The organism is Corynebacterium sp. H130 (genome assembly GCF_037572395.1).
Lineage (GTDB): Bacteria > Actinomycetota > Actinomycetes > Mycobacteriales > Mycobacteriaceae > Corynebacterium.
Genome location: NZ_JBBHLA010000003.1, coordinates 285,140 through 300,230 on the forward strand (window position 1 = coordinate 285,140; position 15,091 = coordinate 300,230).

The 15,091-nt window shown below is 59.0% G+C and carries 15 protein-coding genes; 6 read left to right on the forward strand and 9 right to left on the reverse strand.

The features are described 5' to 3' along the window. Positions 1-5 precede the first annotated feature (5 nt). From WG939_RS07635 to WG939_RS07670, 8 genes are all read right to left on the reverse strand, one after another. A complete protein-coding gene (locus WG939_RS07635; RefSeq protein WP_339984330.1) occupies positions 6-1,922 on the reverse strand; it encodes a hypothetical protein in 1,917 nt (638 codons plus the stop codon). A gap of 53 nt (positions 1,923-1,975) precedes the next feature. Further along, positions 1,976-2,176, reverse strand: a complete 201-nt coding sequence (locus WG939_RS07640; protein ID WP_339984332.1) for a helix-turn-helix domain-containing protein — start codon at positions 2,174-2,176, stop codon at positions 1,976-1,978. Continuing rightward, positions 2,177-2,716, reverse strand: a complete 540-nt coding sequence (locus WG939_RS07645) for a hypothetical protein (protein WP_339984334.1) — start codon at positions 2,714-2,716, stop codon at positions 2,177-2,179. It abuts the gene before it with no gap. An 86-nt stretch (positions 2,717-2,802) separates the two neighbouring features. Continuing rightward, positions 2,803-3,495 carry a CPBP family intramembrane glutamic endopeptidase gene (locus tag WG939_RS07650; protein WP_339984336.1) on the reverse strand — a complete coding sequence of 231 codons (693 nt, stop codon included), beginning with the start codon at positions 3,493-3,495 and terminating at the stop codon, positions 2,803-2,805. Next, the gene (locus tag WG939_RS07655; protein WP_339984338.1) at positions 3,485-4,609 is read right to left on the reverse strand and encodes an amidase; all 1,125 of its coding nucleotides are present in this window, start codon (positions 4,607-4,609) and stop codon (positions 3,485-3,487) included. Before WG939_RS07655 ends, WG939_RS07650 begins: the two co-directional genes overlap by 11 nt. A gap of 36 nt (positions 4,610-4,645) precedes the next feature. After that, on the reverse strand, positions 4,646-4,993 hold the full coding sequence (locus WG939_RS07660; protein WP_339984340.1) for a metallopeptidase family protein: 348 nt from the start codon (positions 4,991-4,993) through the stop codon (positions 4,646-4,648). Next, on the reverse strand, positions 4,990-5,994 hold the full coding sequence (locus tag WG939_RS07665) for a septum formation family protein (protein ID WP_339984342.1): 1,005 nt from the start codon (positions 5,992-5,994) through the stop codon (positions 4,990-4,992). Before WG939_RS07665 ends, WG939_RS07660 begins: the two co-directional genes overlap by 4 nt. 34 nt (positions 5,995-6,028) lie before the next feature. Then, positions 6,029-6,781 carry a GntR family transcriptional regulator gene (locus WG939_RS07670; protein ID WP_339984344.1) on the reverse strand — a complete coding sequence of 251 codons (753 nt, stop codon included), beginning with the start codon at positions 6,779-6,781 and terminating at the stop codon, positions 6,029-6,031. A gap of 145 nt (positions 6,782-6,926) precedes the next feature. Between WG939_RS07670 and serS the strand changes: the two genes are divergently transcribed. From serS to WG939_RS07685, 3 genes are read left to right on the forward strand one after another with little or no spacing between them, the layout of a single operon-like run. Next, complete coding sequence (gene serS, locus WG939_RS07675) at positions 6,927-8,186, forward strand: serine--tRNA ligase (protein WP_339984346.1); 1,260 nt, start codon at positions 6,927-6,929, stop codon at positions 8,184-8,186. Between the two features lie 8 nt (positions 8,187-8,194). Next, positions 8,195-9,166: a lysophospholipid acyltransferase family protein gene (locus WG939_RS07680; RefSeq protein WP_339984348.1), complete on the forward strand. Its 972-nt coding sequence runs from the start codon at positions 8,195-8,197 to the stop codon at positions 9,164-9,166. Then, a complete protein-coding gene (locus WG939_RS07685) occupies positions 9,156-9,986 on the forward strand; it encodes an HAD family hydrolase (RefSeq protein ID WP_445227886.1) in 831 nt (276 codons plus the stop codon). The genes WG939_RS07680 and WG939_RS07685 overlap by 11 nt, the downstream gene beginning before the upstream one ends. Before the next feature lie 41 nt (positions 9,987-10,027). On the opposite strand, the gene WG939_RS07690 is transcribed toward WG939_RS07685, so the two are convergent. Next, positions 10,028-12,070, reverse strand: a complete 2,043-nt coding sequence (locus tag WG939_RS07690; RefSeq protein WP_339984350.1) for an N-acetylmuramoyl-L-alanine amidase — start codon at positions 12,068-12,070, stop codon at positions 10,028-10,030. A gap of 209 nt (positions 12,071-12,279) precedes the next feature. On the opposite strand from WG939_RS07690, the gene glf reads away from it, so the two are divergent. The 3 genes from glf to WG939_RS07705 all read left to right on the forward strand — a co-directional run bounded on the left by glf (position 12,280) and on the right by WG939_RS07705 (position 15,017). Next, positions 12,280-13,431, forward strand: a complete 1,152-nt coding sequence (gene glf / locus WG939_RS07695; RefSeq protein WP_339984352.1) for a UDP-galactopyranose mutase — start codon at positions 12,280-12,282, stop codon at positions 13,429-13,431. A 63-nt stretch (positions 13,432-13,494) separates the two neighbouring features. Next, the gene (locus WG939_RS07700) at positions 13,495-13,911 is read left to right on the forward strand and encodes a VOC family protein (protein WP_339984354.1); all 417 of its coding nucleotides are present in this window, start codon (positions 13,495-13,497) and stop codon (positions 13,909-13,911) included. Between the two features lie 494 nt (positions 13,912-14,405). Further along, positions 14,406-15,017, forward strand: coding sequence for an arsenate-mycothiol transferase ArsC (locus WG939_RS07705; RefSeq protein ID WP_339984357.1), 612 nt, complete (start codon positions 14,406-14,408; stop codon positions 15,015-15,017). Positions 15,018-15,091 lie beyond the last annotated feature (74 nt).

A 15,091-nucleotide genomic window follows, 5' to 3' on the forward strand; every position in this document is an offset into this window, starting at 1 on the left:
GGCTATTAGAGTAACGCCTGTTGCGGTGGGATGTCTTCAGGCAGGTAATGGCTGCCAAGAAAGATGGCGAAATCAAGGTCGTAGATGTGCACGCAGGACCATCGACCAGTCACATGCTCGCGGTAGGTGAGGATCCCTTCATCCCGCAGATCGAGGTCGTAGGGTTCGATGATCTTCACTTCGTGGCCCAGTGAGGTGTCCGCGTGCATTTCCATCAGCCGCCGGTCGCTGATCGCGGCAAAGGTTTGCCGGATGATGTCTTCAGTGGTTTCCGCACAGATCGGTCGTTGACGAACGTCGTGGCTGATCTTCCCAAACGCTTCCAACAGGAGCTCTTGGAACAGTTGGGTGGACTTTCGCTCCGATTCTGGATCGAGCTGATCCACCAGCTCCCGCATCGCTGCCGTGTAGTCGGCGCTGGCGAAGTCCCCTAAGAATTCCAGCCATTTCGTGGCTGCGGCGATATGTAGAGCGCACTGCGGGCTGAGCATGAGCAAAGGAAACGCGTATTCATGCTTGTCGACGTCCGCCGGAAGTTCTTCTTCAACGCGACCAATCGCCGCTATCCGTCTTTCCAGGGTTGCCGGCGAGCAATGAAGCGCTGCGCACAGCTCGAGGGTGTTCAGGTCCTTTCCAGCAAGGAATCGCGCGTTTACCAGTTTTGCGGCGTCTTCGATCTTGTCATTGCCACCCCAACGGTAGCTCGCCCTTTGTAGTTCGTTGAAGTAGTGCAGTTCGGAGGTGATCTTCTCCACCCGGCCAGCGACAATCGTCCCCTCGGGGTGTATCCCAATTGACTCGAGTGCTCTGGAATTGATCGCGACTGTGGTTTGGCCTTTGTTGCCGAGGTCAACGGTCAAAGAATGATAGGTAGTTTCGCAGAAATCATTTTCTATCTCCTCGACGTCTATCACTCGGCCGATGATGAACGCTGATTCGAGGTAGCTAACGGGCTCGCGAGTCGCAAAAGGATCGTTTATGGTCGCGCCAAAGTCCTTTGATGCTTCTTGGTAGTCGATGTAGAACATCAGGTCGATGCCAGCCAGTGCGCCACCCCAGTCGCCGGCGTTCGGCGGGGAAACGTAGAAGTCGTGGGACAAAGTGGGGAAGATGATGGTGTTGTTCTGGAAGTCAGAAACTTCAATGACCGCGTCATCGATGTGGTTTTTCCAGCTGAGCCAGTCAGGATTCGCCGCATTCAGGCTTCCTTGCAAATCGGTTGTGCCACCGTAGGTAAAACCCATGGCAGACAGGTGATTCTCTATCACGTGAGCCCCGTGGTCATGGCGTGCCGAGCCCCAATAGGACTCCACTGAGTTGCCAATGTCGAATTGTGGATCGAGGAAGAACGGTGGTGGAGTGAGGTTGAAAAACCCAGTGACTATTGCATCGCCACTGATATGGTCGCCCGGCGCAAAGGAGTGTTCGTCGCCAGGGCAGGCTGCTGTGATGGTGCAATCACTGAACTCAACTGCCAGCAACCAGTAGTCACGGTGGTATGTGGCATCGACGACCTTTCCCGTAGCGCGAAACTCTTTGCCACGAAGCTTGTGCCAGCTGCTCATCCATGAGTAATTGTCGACCACAGCCTCCTTGAAGAGGAGGGTGAATGTTACCTCGGGACTATCGTTCAGTGGATCCCAATTGTGTGGATCGGCGATGAGGATTTCCTTATTTCCCATGAGAAAGACACCTTTTTCAAGATCCAAAGGAACCACCGAAAGCTGTGTTGTTTCGCCTGCTTTAAGTGCGGGGATGACCTGATCCCCGAAAAAAGAAACCATCGCGAAGTCGTTTTCAAACCGGCCCTGGAAAGTAGAGGTGACTTCCACCGGATCATGAATCAATGACTGCGGTCGCGCTTGGGTGCGATAGGTGTCGGCGAGATAAGGCTTCAGGCCAATTGCTGCTAAGTATTCCATGGCCCCAGATAGTAGAATGGGCTCCGGACAACTCAGCGGGAAATTGGAACGCTCTAGCGAACGCTAAACAGATCTCCTGGCTGGCAGTCCAGGGCTTCGCACAGGGCCACGAGGGTGGAGAAGCGGACTGCCTTGGCGCGGTTGTTTTTCAGGACGGAGAGGTTGACGGCTGTGACGTCGACAAGCTTGGCTAGCTCGGCGAGCGTCATACCCTTTTCTTCGAGGATACGATCAAGGTGGCAATAGACCTCCACTCAGATCAATCCTTCCTGGTCTTCCTGCATTTTCACGGCGCGGCTCAGTGCGATGGACATCATCGACAGCACCATCATCAGGATATACATCGGGATAAAGCCCGGGTCGTCGATGCCATTGGGAAGCGTGTTGTTGTCGATGCCCTCGGTGGCGGATACCCAGTTGTTGCCCATTCCTTCGATGAATTGGCCGACGATATAGGCTATCCCGGCCCCCGAAGATACTTTCAGCAGCCGGACGTTGGTGGAGGTGAAGAAGTCACCCTTGATAAAGCTGTGGGTGGCTTTCAGAAGCGCGACGCACATCGTGACGGAGGAGATGGTCTTTACTGCGTATGTGATGAGGAAGATGGTGGGTTGGTCTTCGGTGAGCTTATCCAATGGAACATGGATGCTGTTGACATCGTGCATCAGCAGGCCGATCGGGGAGCTGATCTCCTGCCAGGCGATAAGGCGAAACAGGGAAATGGCGGTGAGGAAAAGGATAAAGGCGAAGCCGAAGGTGTTGGCGCTGAGGTCCCAGCGGGTTTTCTTGGTCATTGCGACCACTCCTTGAGTGTATCGATTCTCGATGTATCGAATTTCATTGTATCGAAAAGCGATATGCTGTCAAGAGTTTTGTGAAACTACAAAAATTGATAACCGACGAACGCCACGGCGTCGATGAGGAAATGCCCGATCACCAGCGGCCAGACTTTGCCATAGCGATGGAAGTACCAGCCGTACACCAGGCCCATGACAATGTTGCCGAATCCCGCGGAAACGCCCTGGTAGAGGTGGTAAGAACCGCGCAGAACTGCGGAGCATGCCAGCACTGCCCACAGTGGAAACTTCAGTTGCTCCAGCCTGGTCATTAGCCAGCCGACGACCACTACTTCCTCGCCAAATGCGTTCGCAAAGGCCCAGAGCAACAGCACGGGCACGCCCCACCAGGATTCAAAACCGGAGGGAATCACTTCCTTTGTGAGTCCCAGATGCAGCGCCCCGTAGTAAAACGCCAGGCCAGGCAACCCGATGATTGCCGCGAGTCCTGCGCCGGAGACCCAATCGCGCCAGCGGTAGCGCGCGAGGTGAATGCCGTCGCCCGCTAGCAGGAACAGCGCCAATAGGCCCCAGCCGACCAGCACCAACGCCGAACACAGCTGCAAACCATAGTCCAGCCAGAGCGCGGTCGCAGCGGGTTTGTTCAGCGTGACCGACTGCTCGTTCAGTGGCCCCTGGAACAGGGAATCTATGAGACGGAGCAGGGAACGCACCCCGCTCATCCCGAACGTGATGGTCAGGACGATCGCGATTTCCCACCGAATCCTACGAGCCATGCAATTCCTCCGCGAGCCCCAACAATTCACCCTCTGAGCAGCGGATCGCTCCCAGGTGTACCGACCGGCCACCAAACGGAATCGAAATTCCCGCCCACCCGGTGATGTTAAATAGGGTGCACCACGGCGTCCAGCGGGTTTGCTCGTCAAAGTCTTCCCGCGGTGAAAGCGCCGAGAAATGCCCAATTTTCGGCGGATCGAACGCGAGCGTCGGCGTGAGTAGCACGTCGATGTCCCACGCCCCGCGCACCACAGCGCCCAATGACGCGCACTTATCGACGGCTACCGCCCGCTCCTCAGCTGACAGTGCCTGTCCCTTTCCTCGAAGCCACGAAACGATTTCGCTGGCCTCGCCATCGATCTTCCGGCACATTCCGGAGAGCATGGTTTCGAAGGCCTGGAAGTAGGAGGCGTCGTAGGCGGGGGCCACTTCCACGACGTCGTGGCCGAGATCTGACAGTGCCGTCGCCGCTTCCTGGCAGGCGGCCACCCATTCCGTGGTGACTGTACCGTCTCCGTGCAGTGGCTCCAGCAGAACTCCGATTCGCAAGGGGCGCGGGGTCAATTGGACCCCGTGCATGCGTGCTTGCATGGCAACGCTCTGGGTAATGAAGCCCTGAACTGTGAGTTTGCCACCCCGGTTGTCGTGGACTGGCTTGAAGCCCACGACCCCGCAGGCAGCTGCAGGCACTCGAATTGATCCGCCGCCATCGGAGGCGTGCGCTACCTCTACTAGCCCACGGGCTACTGCGACGGCCGCCCCGCCGGAGGATCCACCTGGAGTGTGTCCTGGCCAGAGCGGATTATCTACCGCGGGCATGCCCACGGGTTCGGTATAGGCCATCATTCCGAGTTCGCTGGTGGCGGTTTTGCCCACGATTCGGGCGCCTTTGCGCACCAATTCATTAACGAATGGGTCGGAGGGTTCGAATACGGTGCGGTGCACTGATCCGTAGGTCGTGGGCATGCCCGAGACAGGCATCAAGTCTTTGATCGGGATGAGGAGATCCGACAGTGGGCCTTCGGTGAGCGCGGGCTCCGAGTCGACGACGTGCACGAACCCGGATTGCTCCGGGCTAAGGGCCGTGACTTTGGCGTGGAACTCCTCGAACATGCGTTATAGCTTAACGGGCAGCTCCGCAGACTGATCCTAACCCCAGCCCAGCCTGTGCAGTTCGTCGTCATCGAGCCCGAAGTAGTGCCCGATTTCGTGGATGACCGTGATCTTCACCTGCTCCACAAGCTCTTCCTCCGTGCGGCAAAAATCCTGGAGTGCGCCACGGTAGATGGTGATGGCGTCGGGCAGGTGCCCCGAGTAGTCAAAGGTGCGGTCGGGGAGGGCAACACCTTCATAAAGCCCGAGGATGTGCGGTCCGGAGGGATGGTAGTCCTCGATGAGGATGACCGCATTTTCCAAACGATTCAGCAGCTCGGGTGGGACTTGCGCCAGGCCCAGATCCACGAGCTCCTCAAACCGTTCGTCCGAAACCTCGATCATGGCGTAGGCGTTGGCGTGCGCAGTGGGTTGCGGGTCGGTTGTGGTGGTGGGGCAGCGCCATCGATGGTGAACTGGCCCTTTGCGGAGCCCGCCAGCACGGAGAAAGATCCCGCCTGGTTCGGCTTGAACAGCGCACAGTTGACGGTGTGGGAGCCACCGATCCATGAGTTGGTGTTGATGGAAGTCCAGAACGGTTGCAGCGTGGAGTTGTAGAGTGCGTCGTCGCCACCGAGGAATTCCTGGGCAGCCGCGGTGCATTCGCCCTGCAGGTATTTGTCCTGATCTTCCACCGTCGGGACGCCCTCTGGGAAGTGTTCCTTCAGGTTAACGACCTTGGTGACCTCGAACGAGTGATCTTGCGCGCAGTCGACCGTACGAGTGGAGCCAGCGGCGTCGACAAGCACGCAAGCACCTGCTTCGTGGGCGCGCGACTGGTCCTGCTCGGTGGCGCGACCGGTTGTGGTCATTGGGATGCCGTTTTCGCCCGCGACCTGGACTCCACAGAGCATCGTGCGGTCGCCGGCGTTCCACGCCTCAGCTGGCGGCAGGATCGGCGCGATGGAGTAGCGGCCAAGCGGATCGTACTGGCCCTGCAGGTATTCGATCGTTGGGCCTTTACACAGCTCTTCGCGCAGCTGCGCCTGACGAGTAATGTCCGGCGCCGGCGCCTTCGGGCCAAATTCGGACGAAGGGTAGGCTGCGAGGTTTTCGCGGGAAGCCACCTCGTAGCGGTGGGCGCCCGCGCAGTCGGTCTTGCCGAAGTTGCTAAACGACCCATCCTCCGCGACATCCCAGGTCAAACAGCTACCCGTGTCAGCGGTCGTGAACGGCGCTGCCTGCACGGCGGTATCGCCCTGGCTTGACGACGAACCGTTCCCAGCTCCTTCGGTGGCGGCCTGAGTCTGGTAGGAATAGCCACCGATTCCGGAACCGGCCACCAGCGCTGCGATGAGGGCAGAGCGAACCGCCAGGGAGCTGCGCCACGAATTTGATCTAGTCATGAGGCCTCTATTGTGCCTAAATTTCAGGCAAATGTCATAGTCCGGCGCGACTGACGTGCGTTTTTAGCGTGTATCGATCCGTTCGGTAGAGGGAACTGCACCACTCAATGGGCAGGCCATTGGACTGGGATTGGCGCACAATCTTCAGGAGTGCGGTGCCGGGTTCGACGTCGAGAAGCTCGGCGGTTTCTGCGGTGGCGTTGACAGCGGTCGCGGTTTGGATCGCATCGGTGATGGGCACGTTGTATTCGGTGCCGAGAATGGAATACACCGAGTTGTAGACGTCGTTTTCGAGCAGGTCAGGGACGTATTGGGAGTTGTACCAGGCGTCGTCGATGGCATAGGGGACGCCATTGCCCAGGCGGAGTCTGCGCAGGTGAGTGTGCGTGGCTGCGCTGCCGAAAAATTCCGCGATGCTTCCTGGGGCGCTGGCTCGGGCGGACAGCAAAATCTTGCTGGAAGACTCAAGCTGCTGCGCCTCCATCTCTTGGGAAAAGGAGGCCAGGTGCAGGCGTGATACGAGCGGGCTAGGGGCAACGAAAGTGCCTTTGCCGCGGGCACGTTTGAGAACTCCGCTGGCTACGAGGTCACCGATGGCGCGGCGGACCGTGATGCGTGAGACGCCGTAGGTCTCTTCCAGGACCCGTTCTCCAGGCAGCATGTCCCCAGGCGAGAGCTGAGTCGTGCACAGCTCTTCGAGGATCTCCCGGAGTTGGGCATGCTTGGGCTTTGAGGGGTCGTCGAGTGCGACGACTGGTAAGCCGGGTGCACTGTTGAGGACAGTCATACTTCCAACCATACGCCTTACTGGTTATGACCACCGGCTTCGCTGGTGAGGTGATAGTCACAGTGCGGAACTCCACGGTTGTTGAGCAAGATCACGTGGGGAAACATATGCCCGGTTGATAGTGTTTTGCGCTAGTCTGGAATACGTGATTGATCTCAAATTCCTCCGTGAAAACCCAGACGTCGTACGTGCCTCCCAGAACACTCGTGGCGCTGACCCGTCACTCGTCGACCAGCTCATTGCAGCCGACGAGCGCCGGCGCGAAGCGATCCTGGCTGCAGACAAGGCTCGTGCTGAGCAGAATGCCTTTGGCAAGAAGATTGGTCAGGCATCACCGGAGGAGCGCCCTGCGCTGCTGGCAGGCTCTGAGGAGCTCAAGGCTGCCGTCAAGCAGGCAGAAGCAGATCAGAAGGCTGCAGAAGACGCAGTGAACGAACTGCAGATGCAGATCGACAATGTTGTTGTTGGTGCCCCTCCAGGAGGCGAAGATGACTTCGTCGTTCTCGAGCACGTTGGCGAGCCAACCAAGTTCGACTTCGAGCCAAAGGATCACCTCGAGCTGGGTGAAACCCTCGGCCTCATCGATACCGAGCGCGGCACCAAGATCTCCGGCGCCCGTTTCTACTTCCTCACCGGCTACGGCGCGTTGCTGCAGCTGGCGATGCTGAACCTGGCTGCCCAGAAGGCAACCGCCAACGGCTTCAAGCTGATGATCCCACCAGTGCTGGTCCGCCCAGAGATCATGCAGGGCACCGGCTTCCTTGGCGCGCACTCCGACGAGGTTTACTACCTGGAGAAGGACGACTTGTTCCTCGTGGGTACCTCTGAGGTGGCGCTGGCTGGCTACCACAAGGACGAGATCATTGACCTCTCCGAAGGCCCACTGCGCTACGCAGGTTGGTCCAGCTGCTTCCGTCGTGAAGCTGGCTCTTACGGCAAGGACACCCGCGGTATCCTGCGCGTGCACCAGTTCGACAAGCTGGAAATGTTCGTCTACTGCAAGCCTGAAGACGCTGAGGCGCAGCACCAGGCGCTGCTGAACATGGAGCGCGAGATGCTCGCTGCTGTGGAAGTTCCTTACCGCATCATCGACGTCGCAGGTGGCGACCTCGGTTCCTCCGCAGCTCGCAAGTTCGACACGGAGGCCTGGATCCCAACCCAGAACACCTACCGTGAGCTGACCTCCACCTCCAACTGCACCACCTACCAGGGCCGACGCCTGTCCGTGCGCTACCGCGACGAAAACGGCAAGCCACAGATCGCCGCCACCCTGAACGGCACCCTGGCTACCACCCGCTGGCTGGTCGCCATCCTGGAAAACAACCAGCAGGCCGACGGCTCCGTTGTGGTCCCAGAAGCTCTGCGCCCATTTGTTGGTAAGGAAGTTCTCGAGCCAATCAAGTAACCACAGCAATGCACACGACTGATTTCCGACGTCGCGGGGCAATCTACCTGCCAAAAGACTTTGTTCGTCCGGCTAGGCACGCTGAGCAATCGGAGCCGTTCTACGGCACGATTGCTTCGCTTGTCGCGCGCATGCTCAAAATGCAGGGCATCAAAGTCTACGTGGAAGGCGCCGAGAACGTCCCTGCCGACGGAGCAGCCCTTTTCGCCATCAATCACACGGGCTACTTCGATTTCATCCTTGGTGGCGTGCCCGCCAAGGCGCGTGGCGGACGCTTGGTGCGTTTCATGGCGAAGAAGGAAATCTTCGACGTGCCCGTAGTCGGCACCATGATGCGCATGATGCGACACATCAGTGTGGATCGCTCTGCTGGCGCGGCATCGATGGACCTTGCCGTCGAGAAGCTGCGTGAAGGTAACCTCGTGGGCATCTTCCCTGAGGCGACGATTTCCCGCAGCTTCGAGATCAAGGAGCTGAAGACGGGCGCGGTGCGCATCGCGAAGGAAGCCGACGCCCCGCTGATTCCGCTGGTCATTTGGGGCTCGCAGCGCATTTGGACCAAGGACATTCCAAAGGACGTCGTCCACCCGAACGTGCCGGTGTGGATCAAGGTGGGCACTCCGCTGGAGCTTTCTGGCGATCCTGACGCGGACACCGAGCGTCTGCGTGAGGCCATGATTTCCTTGCTTGATGAGGTCCGCCACACCTACGCCCGCAACTTTGGCCCGTTCCCGACGGGTGAGCGTTGGCTGCCAGACTCCCTAGGTGGCACTGCGCCGACCCCGAAGCGCGCCGAGCTGCTCGCGATGGAGGAACGGGAGCGCCGACAAGCAAAGAAGGAGCGTCAGCGCGCCGAAAAGCTGCGTCGCCTGGATGCTCGCGCTGACCGCAAGGCGATGGACATCCTGCGTTCCCGTGGCTGGTTTGGCCGCATGAAGGCCCGAATCGCAGCTGTGGTGGAAGCACGCCGTGATCGCTAACCCGCCGCTGCTCATTGCCAGCGACGTAGACGGCACGCTTATCGACGACCGCGAACGCATCCCACTCAAGGTGCGCAATGCGATCCGTCGCGCAGTCTCCGCCGGAACCGTATTTGCGCTTGCTACCGGCAGGCCACCACGGTGGATCCATCCGGTGCTCAGCCAACTTGAGCTCAAGCCTGTGTGCGTGTGCGCCAACGGCGCGATCGTCTACGACGCGGCGACGGACACGATGCTCGACGTATGTAATCTGTCCCCGGCGGACCTGAAGACCATCGTCGGCATTGCCGAAGCTGCCTTGGCTGCGCATGGCGGCGCAGGTTTTGCTGTGGAACGCGCTGGCGAGTCGGCCTGGGCGCCCGAGAAAGAACTCTTCCTGGTATCCCCGACGTACGTCCCCGCATGGTTCTCTGAGGATAACGGCATGGTTCCGTTGGATGAGCTCATCGGACAGCCCGCCATCAAGCTGCTCGTCAGGAATGAGCACCTCAGCTCGGCGGACATCTACGAGCTTGTGGCACCTCACATCCCGCCAGAGCTGGCGCACGTGACCTTCTCGGTCCCGGACGGGCTGATCGAAGTCGCTGCGCCCGGTGTGACCAAGGCTAGGGGAGTGGAGTTCCTTGCCTCGCGCATTGGCGCTGGCCCATCAGACGTCATCGTCTTTGGCGATATGCCCAACGATATTGAAATGCTGCAGTGGGCAGGCCACGGCGTTGCCATGGCCAATGCTGTGCCTGAGCTCAAAGCGGTTGCCGATGAGATCACTCGCTCAAACAACGAGGGTGGCATAGCGGACGTGCTTGAGCACTGGTTCTAAAAAGAAAACTCCTACCTGGTTTTCCAGGTAGGAGTTCGTTGTTACATGTGGATCTGTGTCTGTCCCGTCGCAGGGTCCAGGGTGATGTGGCCGTGCTGGAAGTCGACTCGCTTCAGCCCGCCGACGCTGTATTCGTCTGAGGTTGGCAGTCCGAGTGGGCCGGCGTCCATGCCCTGCTGGACCCAGGCGTCGCCGATTGGGCCGTAGAGAGCGTGGGTGCCCGTGGCAGGGGACTTGACCACGGCGCCCTTTTCAAAGGCTTCGAAGGTGACCGGGTTCTGCGCGCCTGCTGCGTACTGGACTGGGCCCTTGGACTCGCCAAGGTTGTCCTTCATCAGCTTCGCTACAGCCTGGACATCAGGATCGGAGGACAGTGCCTGAGCCTGGTCGATCTTGCCTGGCAGGTCGGAGATCTTCAGTCCGCCCACCTTCGGGGTGCCGCCGTCGAAGGTGATGCCGGCTGGCAGCTTGCCTTGGCTTGCCAGGTAGGTGAACACGAGCGTAGCGAGTGTGCCGACGACGCTCATGATCGCATTCTGGTCGCCGTTGCGAGCAGAGCTCAGGGTCTGCAGCAGGTCACCAACGGTGTTGCCGACTGGTGCAGGAGCTGGCGCCGGTGCCGGAGCTGGAGCTGGGGCAGGGTTGTTGTCGACTGGTGCCTTGGTGGTGGTGGTCTTTGGTGCCGGTGCGGTGCCGCCGATGCCGTTGTACTTGTTCATGGCGATGTCGCGGATGCGGCCCATCTGGGCGTAGCCGGCGTCACCTGGGCAGGTGGTGGTGCCGACGTCGCGGTGCGCGAAGATGTTCGGCAGTGTGACCGCTGCGCCGTAAGGGTACTTGGAGTAGCTGGTGCCCTCGGAGTAGTGGGTGTCCGTACCCTTAGGGTTCACGCCAGCGACCTTCAGGCGCCAGCCTGCGAGCTCGCCCACCGATTGGATCTGTGCGGAGCTTGGCTGCACGCTCGAGTAGTCGCCCATCATGGAGATTGCCCAGGTGTTTTCGTTGAAGCCACCTGCATGTGCGCCCATGACTGGCTTGTTCATTCCGCCGTAGCGGCCTTCAAAGATATTGCCGTACTTGTCCACGAGGGAGTGGTATCCGACGTCGCACCAGCCGAGGTTGACGCCGTGGTACTGGTAAATGCCACGCACGATGCCTGCGGATTCCTCTTGGGAGTAGTTGTTGGAGCCCGCGGTGTGGTGAATGGTAATTGCGCTCACCGAGTCCGAGTAGTCCGGATTTGGCTGGCAGTTCTGGCGGATGGACTCGTCAGCGCCCCATCCCGCGCGAGAAATGATCCGTGGCATGCCGTCGGAGTCCGCAGCCAGGTCGATGCCTGGGCTCACCTGGCTGGTGCCACCGTCAATGAAGACGGCCTGCAGGCCGGTGGTGGTTGCCTCTGCGACTGGCTTAATGTCGCCGTAGTTGGTCGGCAGCTTTGGCAGGCCGGCAGGCTTATCGACGACCGGTGCCGCAGCTGTGGTCGCTGGAGCTGCCGGGGTTGCTGGTGCCTGCTCTGGCGCCTTTTCCGGGGTCTGCTCTGGGGCTTTCTCTGAGGCGGCTGCTGGGGCTGGCGCAGCTGGTGCTGCCGGCGTTGCTGGAGCTTCGGCAGGCATGAGGTCCATGCCGACCAGGGACACCTGGACGCGCTTGGTTGGCTCGATGTAGACGAGCTCGGTGCCGTTCTTGCCCTCAGCCTGGACCTCGGAAGCTGGTTCAGCCTCGAACCATTCGGTCCACGTGCCGTCGGCGCGCTGGCCACGGAAGTGGGCGGCAACATCCTTCTTGCCGTTCCAGGTGAGGGCGAACATGGAGAATTCCTTGTCGCGCGAGAATTCCTTGACGGCGCGAGGGCCACCGGCCTCGCCCTGGGCGGATACTGCTGGGTCGTTGACCACAACGGTGGCGCCATCGTCGAAGGATGCGGTCTCCATGGACGCAGCAACAGGGGCGATGCCACCTGTCTGGGTGTTGAGGATGCCGCTATTTACGCCCACGGCGGCCGAGGCTACGAGTGCGGTAGACAGCAGAAACGCCCACACGGGGCGCGAGGTCGTGGTGCGGATCGTTCGTCGTTGCAGCACTATGTTCTCCCTGTATTTGCACAATGGTGCAGCTGTGACAGTAGTTATCAGTTGAATATGCTAGTGCAAGATCGAGACGAATGATAGTCTAGTGAATAAGAGTTTCCTGAGTTTCCTATTGTTACTAGTGGGAATGTGCTTTGAAAAAAGTCGGGAAACACGGTCGCAGACCCGGCCAGTGGGGGATAAGGGCGCTACGCTCTACAGACATGACTTATGACCTCATTGTTGTGGGCTCCGGCCTTTTTGGATTGACCGTTGCAGAGCAAGCCGCAAGTCGACTGGGTAAGAAGGTGCTGATCGTCGAAAAGCGTGCACACTTGGGTGGTAACGCTTACTCGGAGGCTGAGCCGGAGACCGGCATTGAGATCCATAAGTACGGTGCGCACCTGTTCCACACCTCCAACAAGCGCGTGTGGGACTACGTCAACCAGTTCACCGACTTCACCGACTATCAGCACCGCGTGTTCGCCATGCACAACGGCACCGCATACCAGTTCCCAATGGGCCTGGGTCTGATCAACCAGTTCTTTGGCAAGTACTACTCGCCAACTGAAGCGCGCGAGCTGATTGCAGAGCAGGCTGCTGAGATCAACACCGAAGACGCCACCAACCTCGAGGAAAAGGCCATCTCCCTCATTGGTCGCCCACTGTACGAAGCCTTCATTCGCGACTACACCGCCAAGCAGTGGCAGACCGACCCGAAGGAACTGCCAGCGGGCAACATCACTCGCCTGCCGGTGCGTTACACCTTCAACAACCGCTACTTCAACGACACCTACGAAGGCCTGCCTGTCGACGGCTACGCTGCGTGGCTCGAGAAGATGGCCGAGTCTGACCTGATTGAGGTTCGCCTGAACACTGACTGGTTCGAGGTTCGGGACGAAATTCGCGCTTCCAATCCGGAGGCTCCAGTAGTCTACACTGGCCCGCTCGACCGCTACTTCGACTACTCCGAAGGCAAGCTCGGCTGGCGCACGCTGGACTTCTCTACGGAAGTTCTTGAAGTTGGCGACTTCCAGGGCACCCCGGTCATGAACTACAACGATGCCGATGTCCCATTCACCCGCATCCACGAGTTCCGCCACTTCCACCCAGAGCGCGCCGATAAGTACCCGACCGACAAGACGGTCATCATGAAGGAATTCTCCCGCTTTGCCGACGAGAATGACGAGCCGTACTACCCAATCAACACTCCAGCCGACCGTGAGATGCTGCTCAAGTACCGCGAGCTGGCGGAAAAGGAAGAGGGCGTCTTCTTTGGTGGTCGCCTCGGCACCTACCAGTACCTCGACATGCACATGGCGATCGCTTCTGCGCTCTCCATGTTCGACAACAAGCTGGAAGAGCTGCTGAAGTAGTTTTGTACAGGGGTTTTACCCTTTATAGGGACACGTCAGCAATTGCGCTGTAGTGTCCCAGGCATGACCAACTCTTTGCACCCATACTTTGGCTTCGCAGGCAACGCTGCCGAGGCAATGACCTTCTACCAGTCCGTTTTCGGCGGCGAACTCCAAATCATGACCTTCGAGCAGGGCGGCGCAGGCGAGTTCGCTCCAAATCCTAACTTCGTGATGCACTCCCAGCTCATCGTCAACGAGTCCTGGTTCCTCATGGCTGCCGACTCCGAAGAGGTCGCAGGTTCCACCTCCGGTGCGCCACGCATCACCGTCGCCATTGCTGGTTCTGACGACCAGCTCGAGGTGCAGACCGCACAGTTCAACAAGCTTGCTGAAGAGGGTAAGGTTGTTATGCCTCTTGAGAAGCAGATGTGGGGAGCTGTGTACGGTCAGGTAATCGACAAGTTCGGTATCACCTGGCAGTTCAATATCGGCGGCTAATTTTTAGCTTTTGGCCCGGTCGAGTGTTTTCTCGGCCGGGTTTCTTTGTGTTTGGGGTGCCTGTGTTGGCCGGAGGGATTTGGCATCCTGGGCAAGATTCCTCCGGTCTTTGGGTGGCCTGTCTTGGCGTTTTGGCGCCAAAGCCCGGAGGAATTTGATCTGGGTGCTGGATTCCTGCCCGGCGGGTTGAAGGCTGATTGCCTGAGGGGGTAGGGGCTTATGCGGTGCCGGGGGAATTTGGGATTCTGGGCAAGATTTCTCCGGTTTTTGGGTGGCCTGTCCTGGGGTTTTGGCGCCAAAGCCCGGAGGAATTTGACTCTCGGGCAACGTTTCCCCGGCAGAAAGCGAGGGTCCCCAAGGACTGTTGAGCAGAAGGCGAAACACCTGAATCGAAACCCTGTCAACAACTTGAAAAGTTGCTACCAAACGACTAAGGTTAACTCCAGGTTAACAAAAGGGTTCCCCAAAGTGAACGGAACCGAAGAGAGGAAATCATGTCCGCCCGCGACTTCGACATTGTCCGTGAAGATCTGCACCGCCGTTATGGCCACATGGTTGACGCTGCCCAGATCGACGCCATTGTTAACGATACGATCGTGGAGCAGAACGCAACTGCCAAGCTTACTGCTTTTCTGCCAGTCTTTGTGGAGCGAATCGCGTCCGAAAGGCTGGAGGAGCTGCTAGCTGGAAAGGAAGCGCATCCTCGCCAGGAAGTGCTTTTTGCTTGCGAACGCAATGCTGGCCGTTCCCAGCTGGCATCCGCCATCATGCGCCACCTCGCTGGCGATGATGTTTTCGTTCGGTCTGTGGGGATCAAGGCTCGTGGTGGCATTAATCCAACCGTGCTCAAGGTTCTGGAAGAGCGTGGAATTAGCACCGAGGGCCTGTACCAGAAGGAGATTTCCCCACGCGTTTCTCACCGCGCTGACGTAGTTGTTCTGCTCGGCATTAACGAGATCCCAGGCGTCCCAGGCGATCGCTACGTTCGCTGGGATATTGAGGATCCAGAAGGTGCTCCGATCGAAAAGGTTCGTGAGATTGCGGACAGCATCGAAGAGCGCATTCGCGAGCTGTTGCCAAAGCTGCAAGTTCCAGCAACTGTCTAGTTACTGAAAAGAAGGGCGTCCAAGATTGGGCGCCCTTTTTGCGTGCCCTGAAACAGCAACCCGCCCGAAACAAC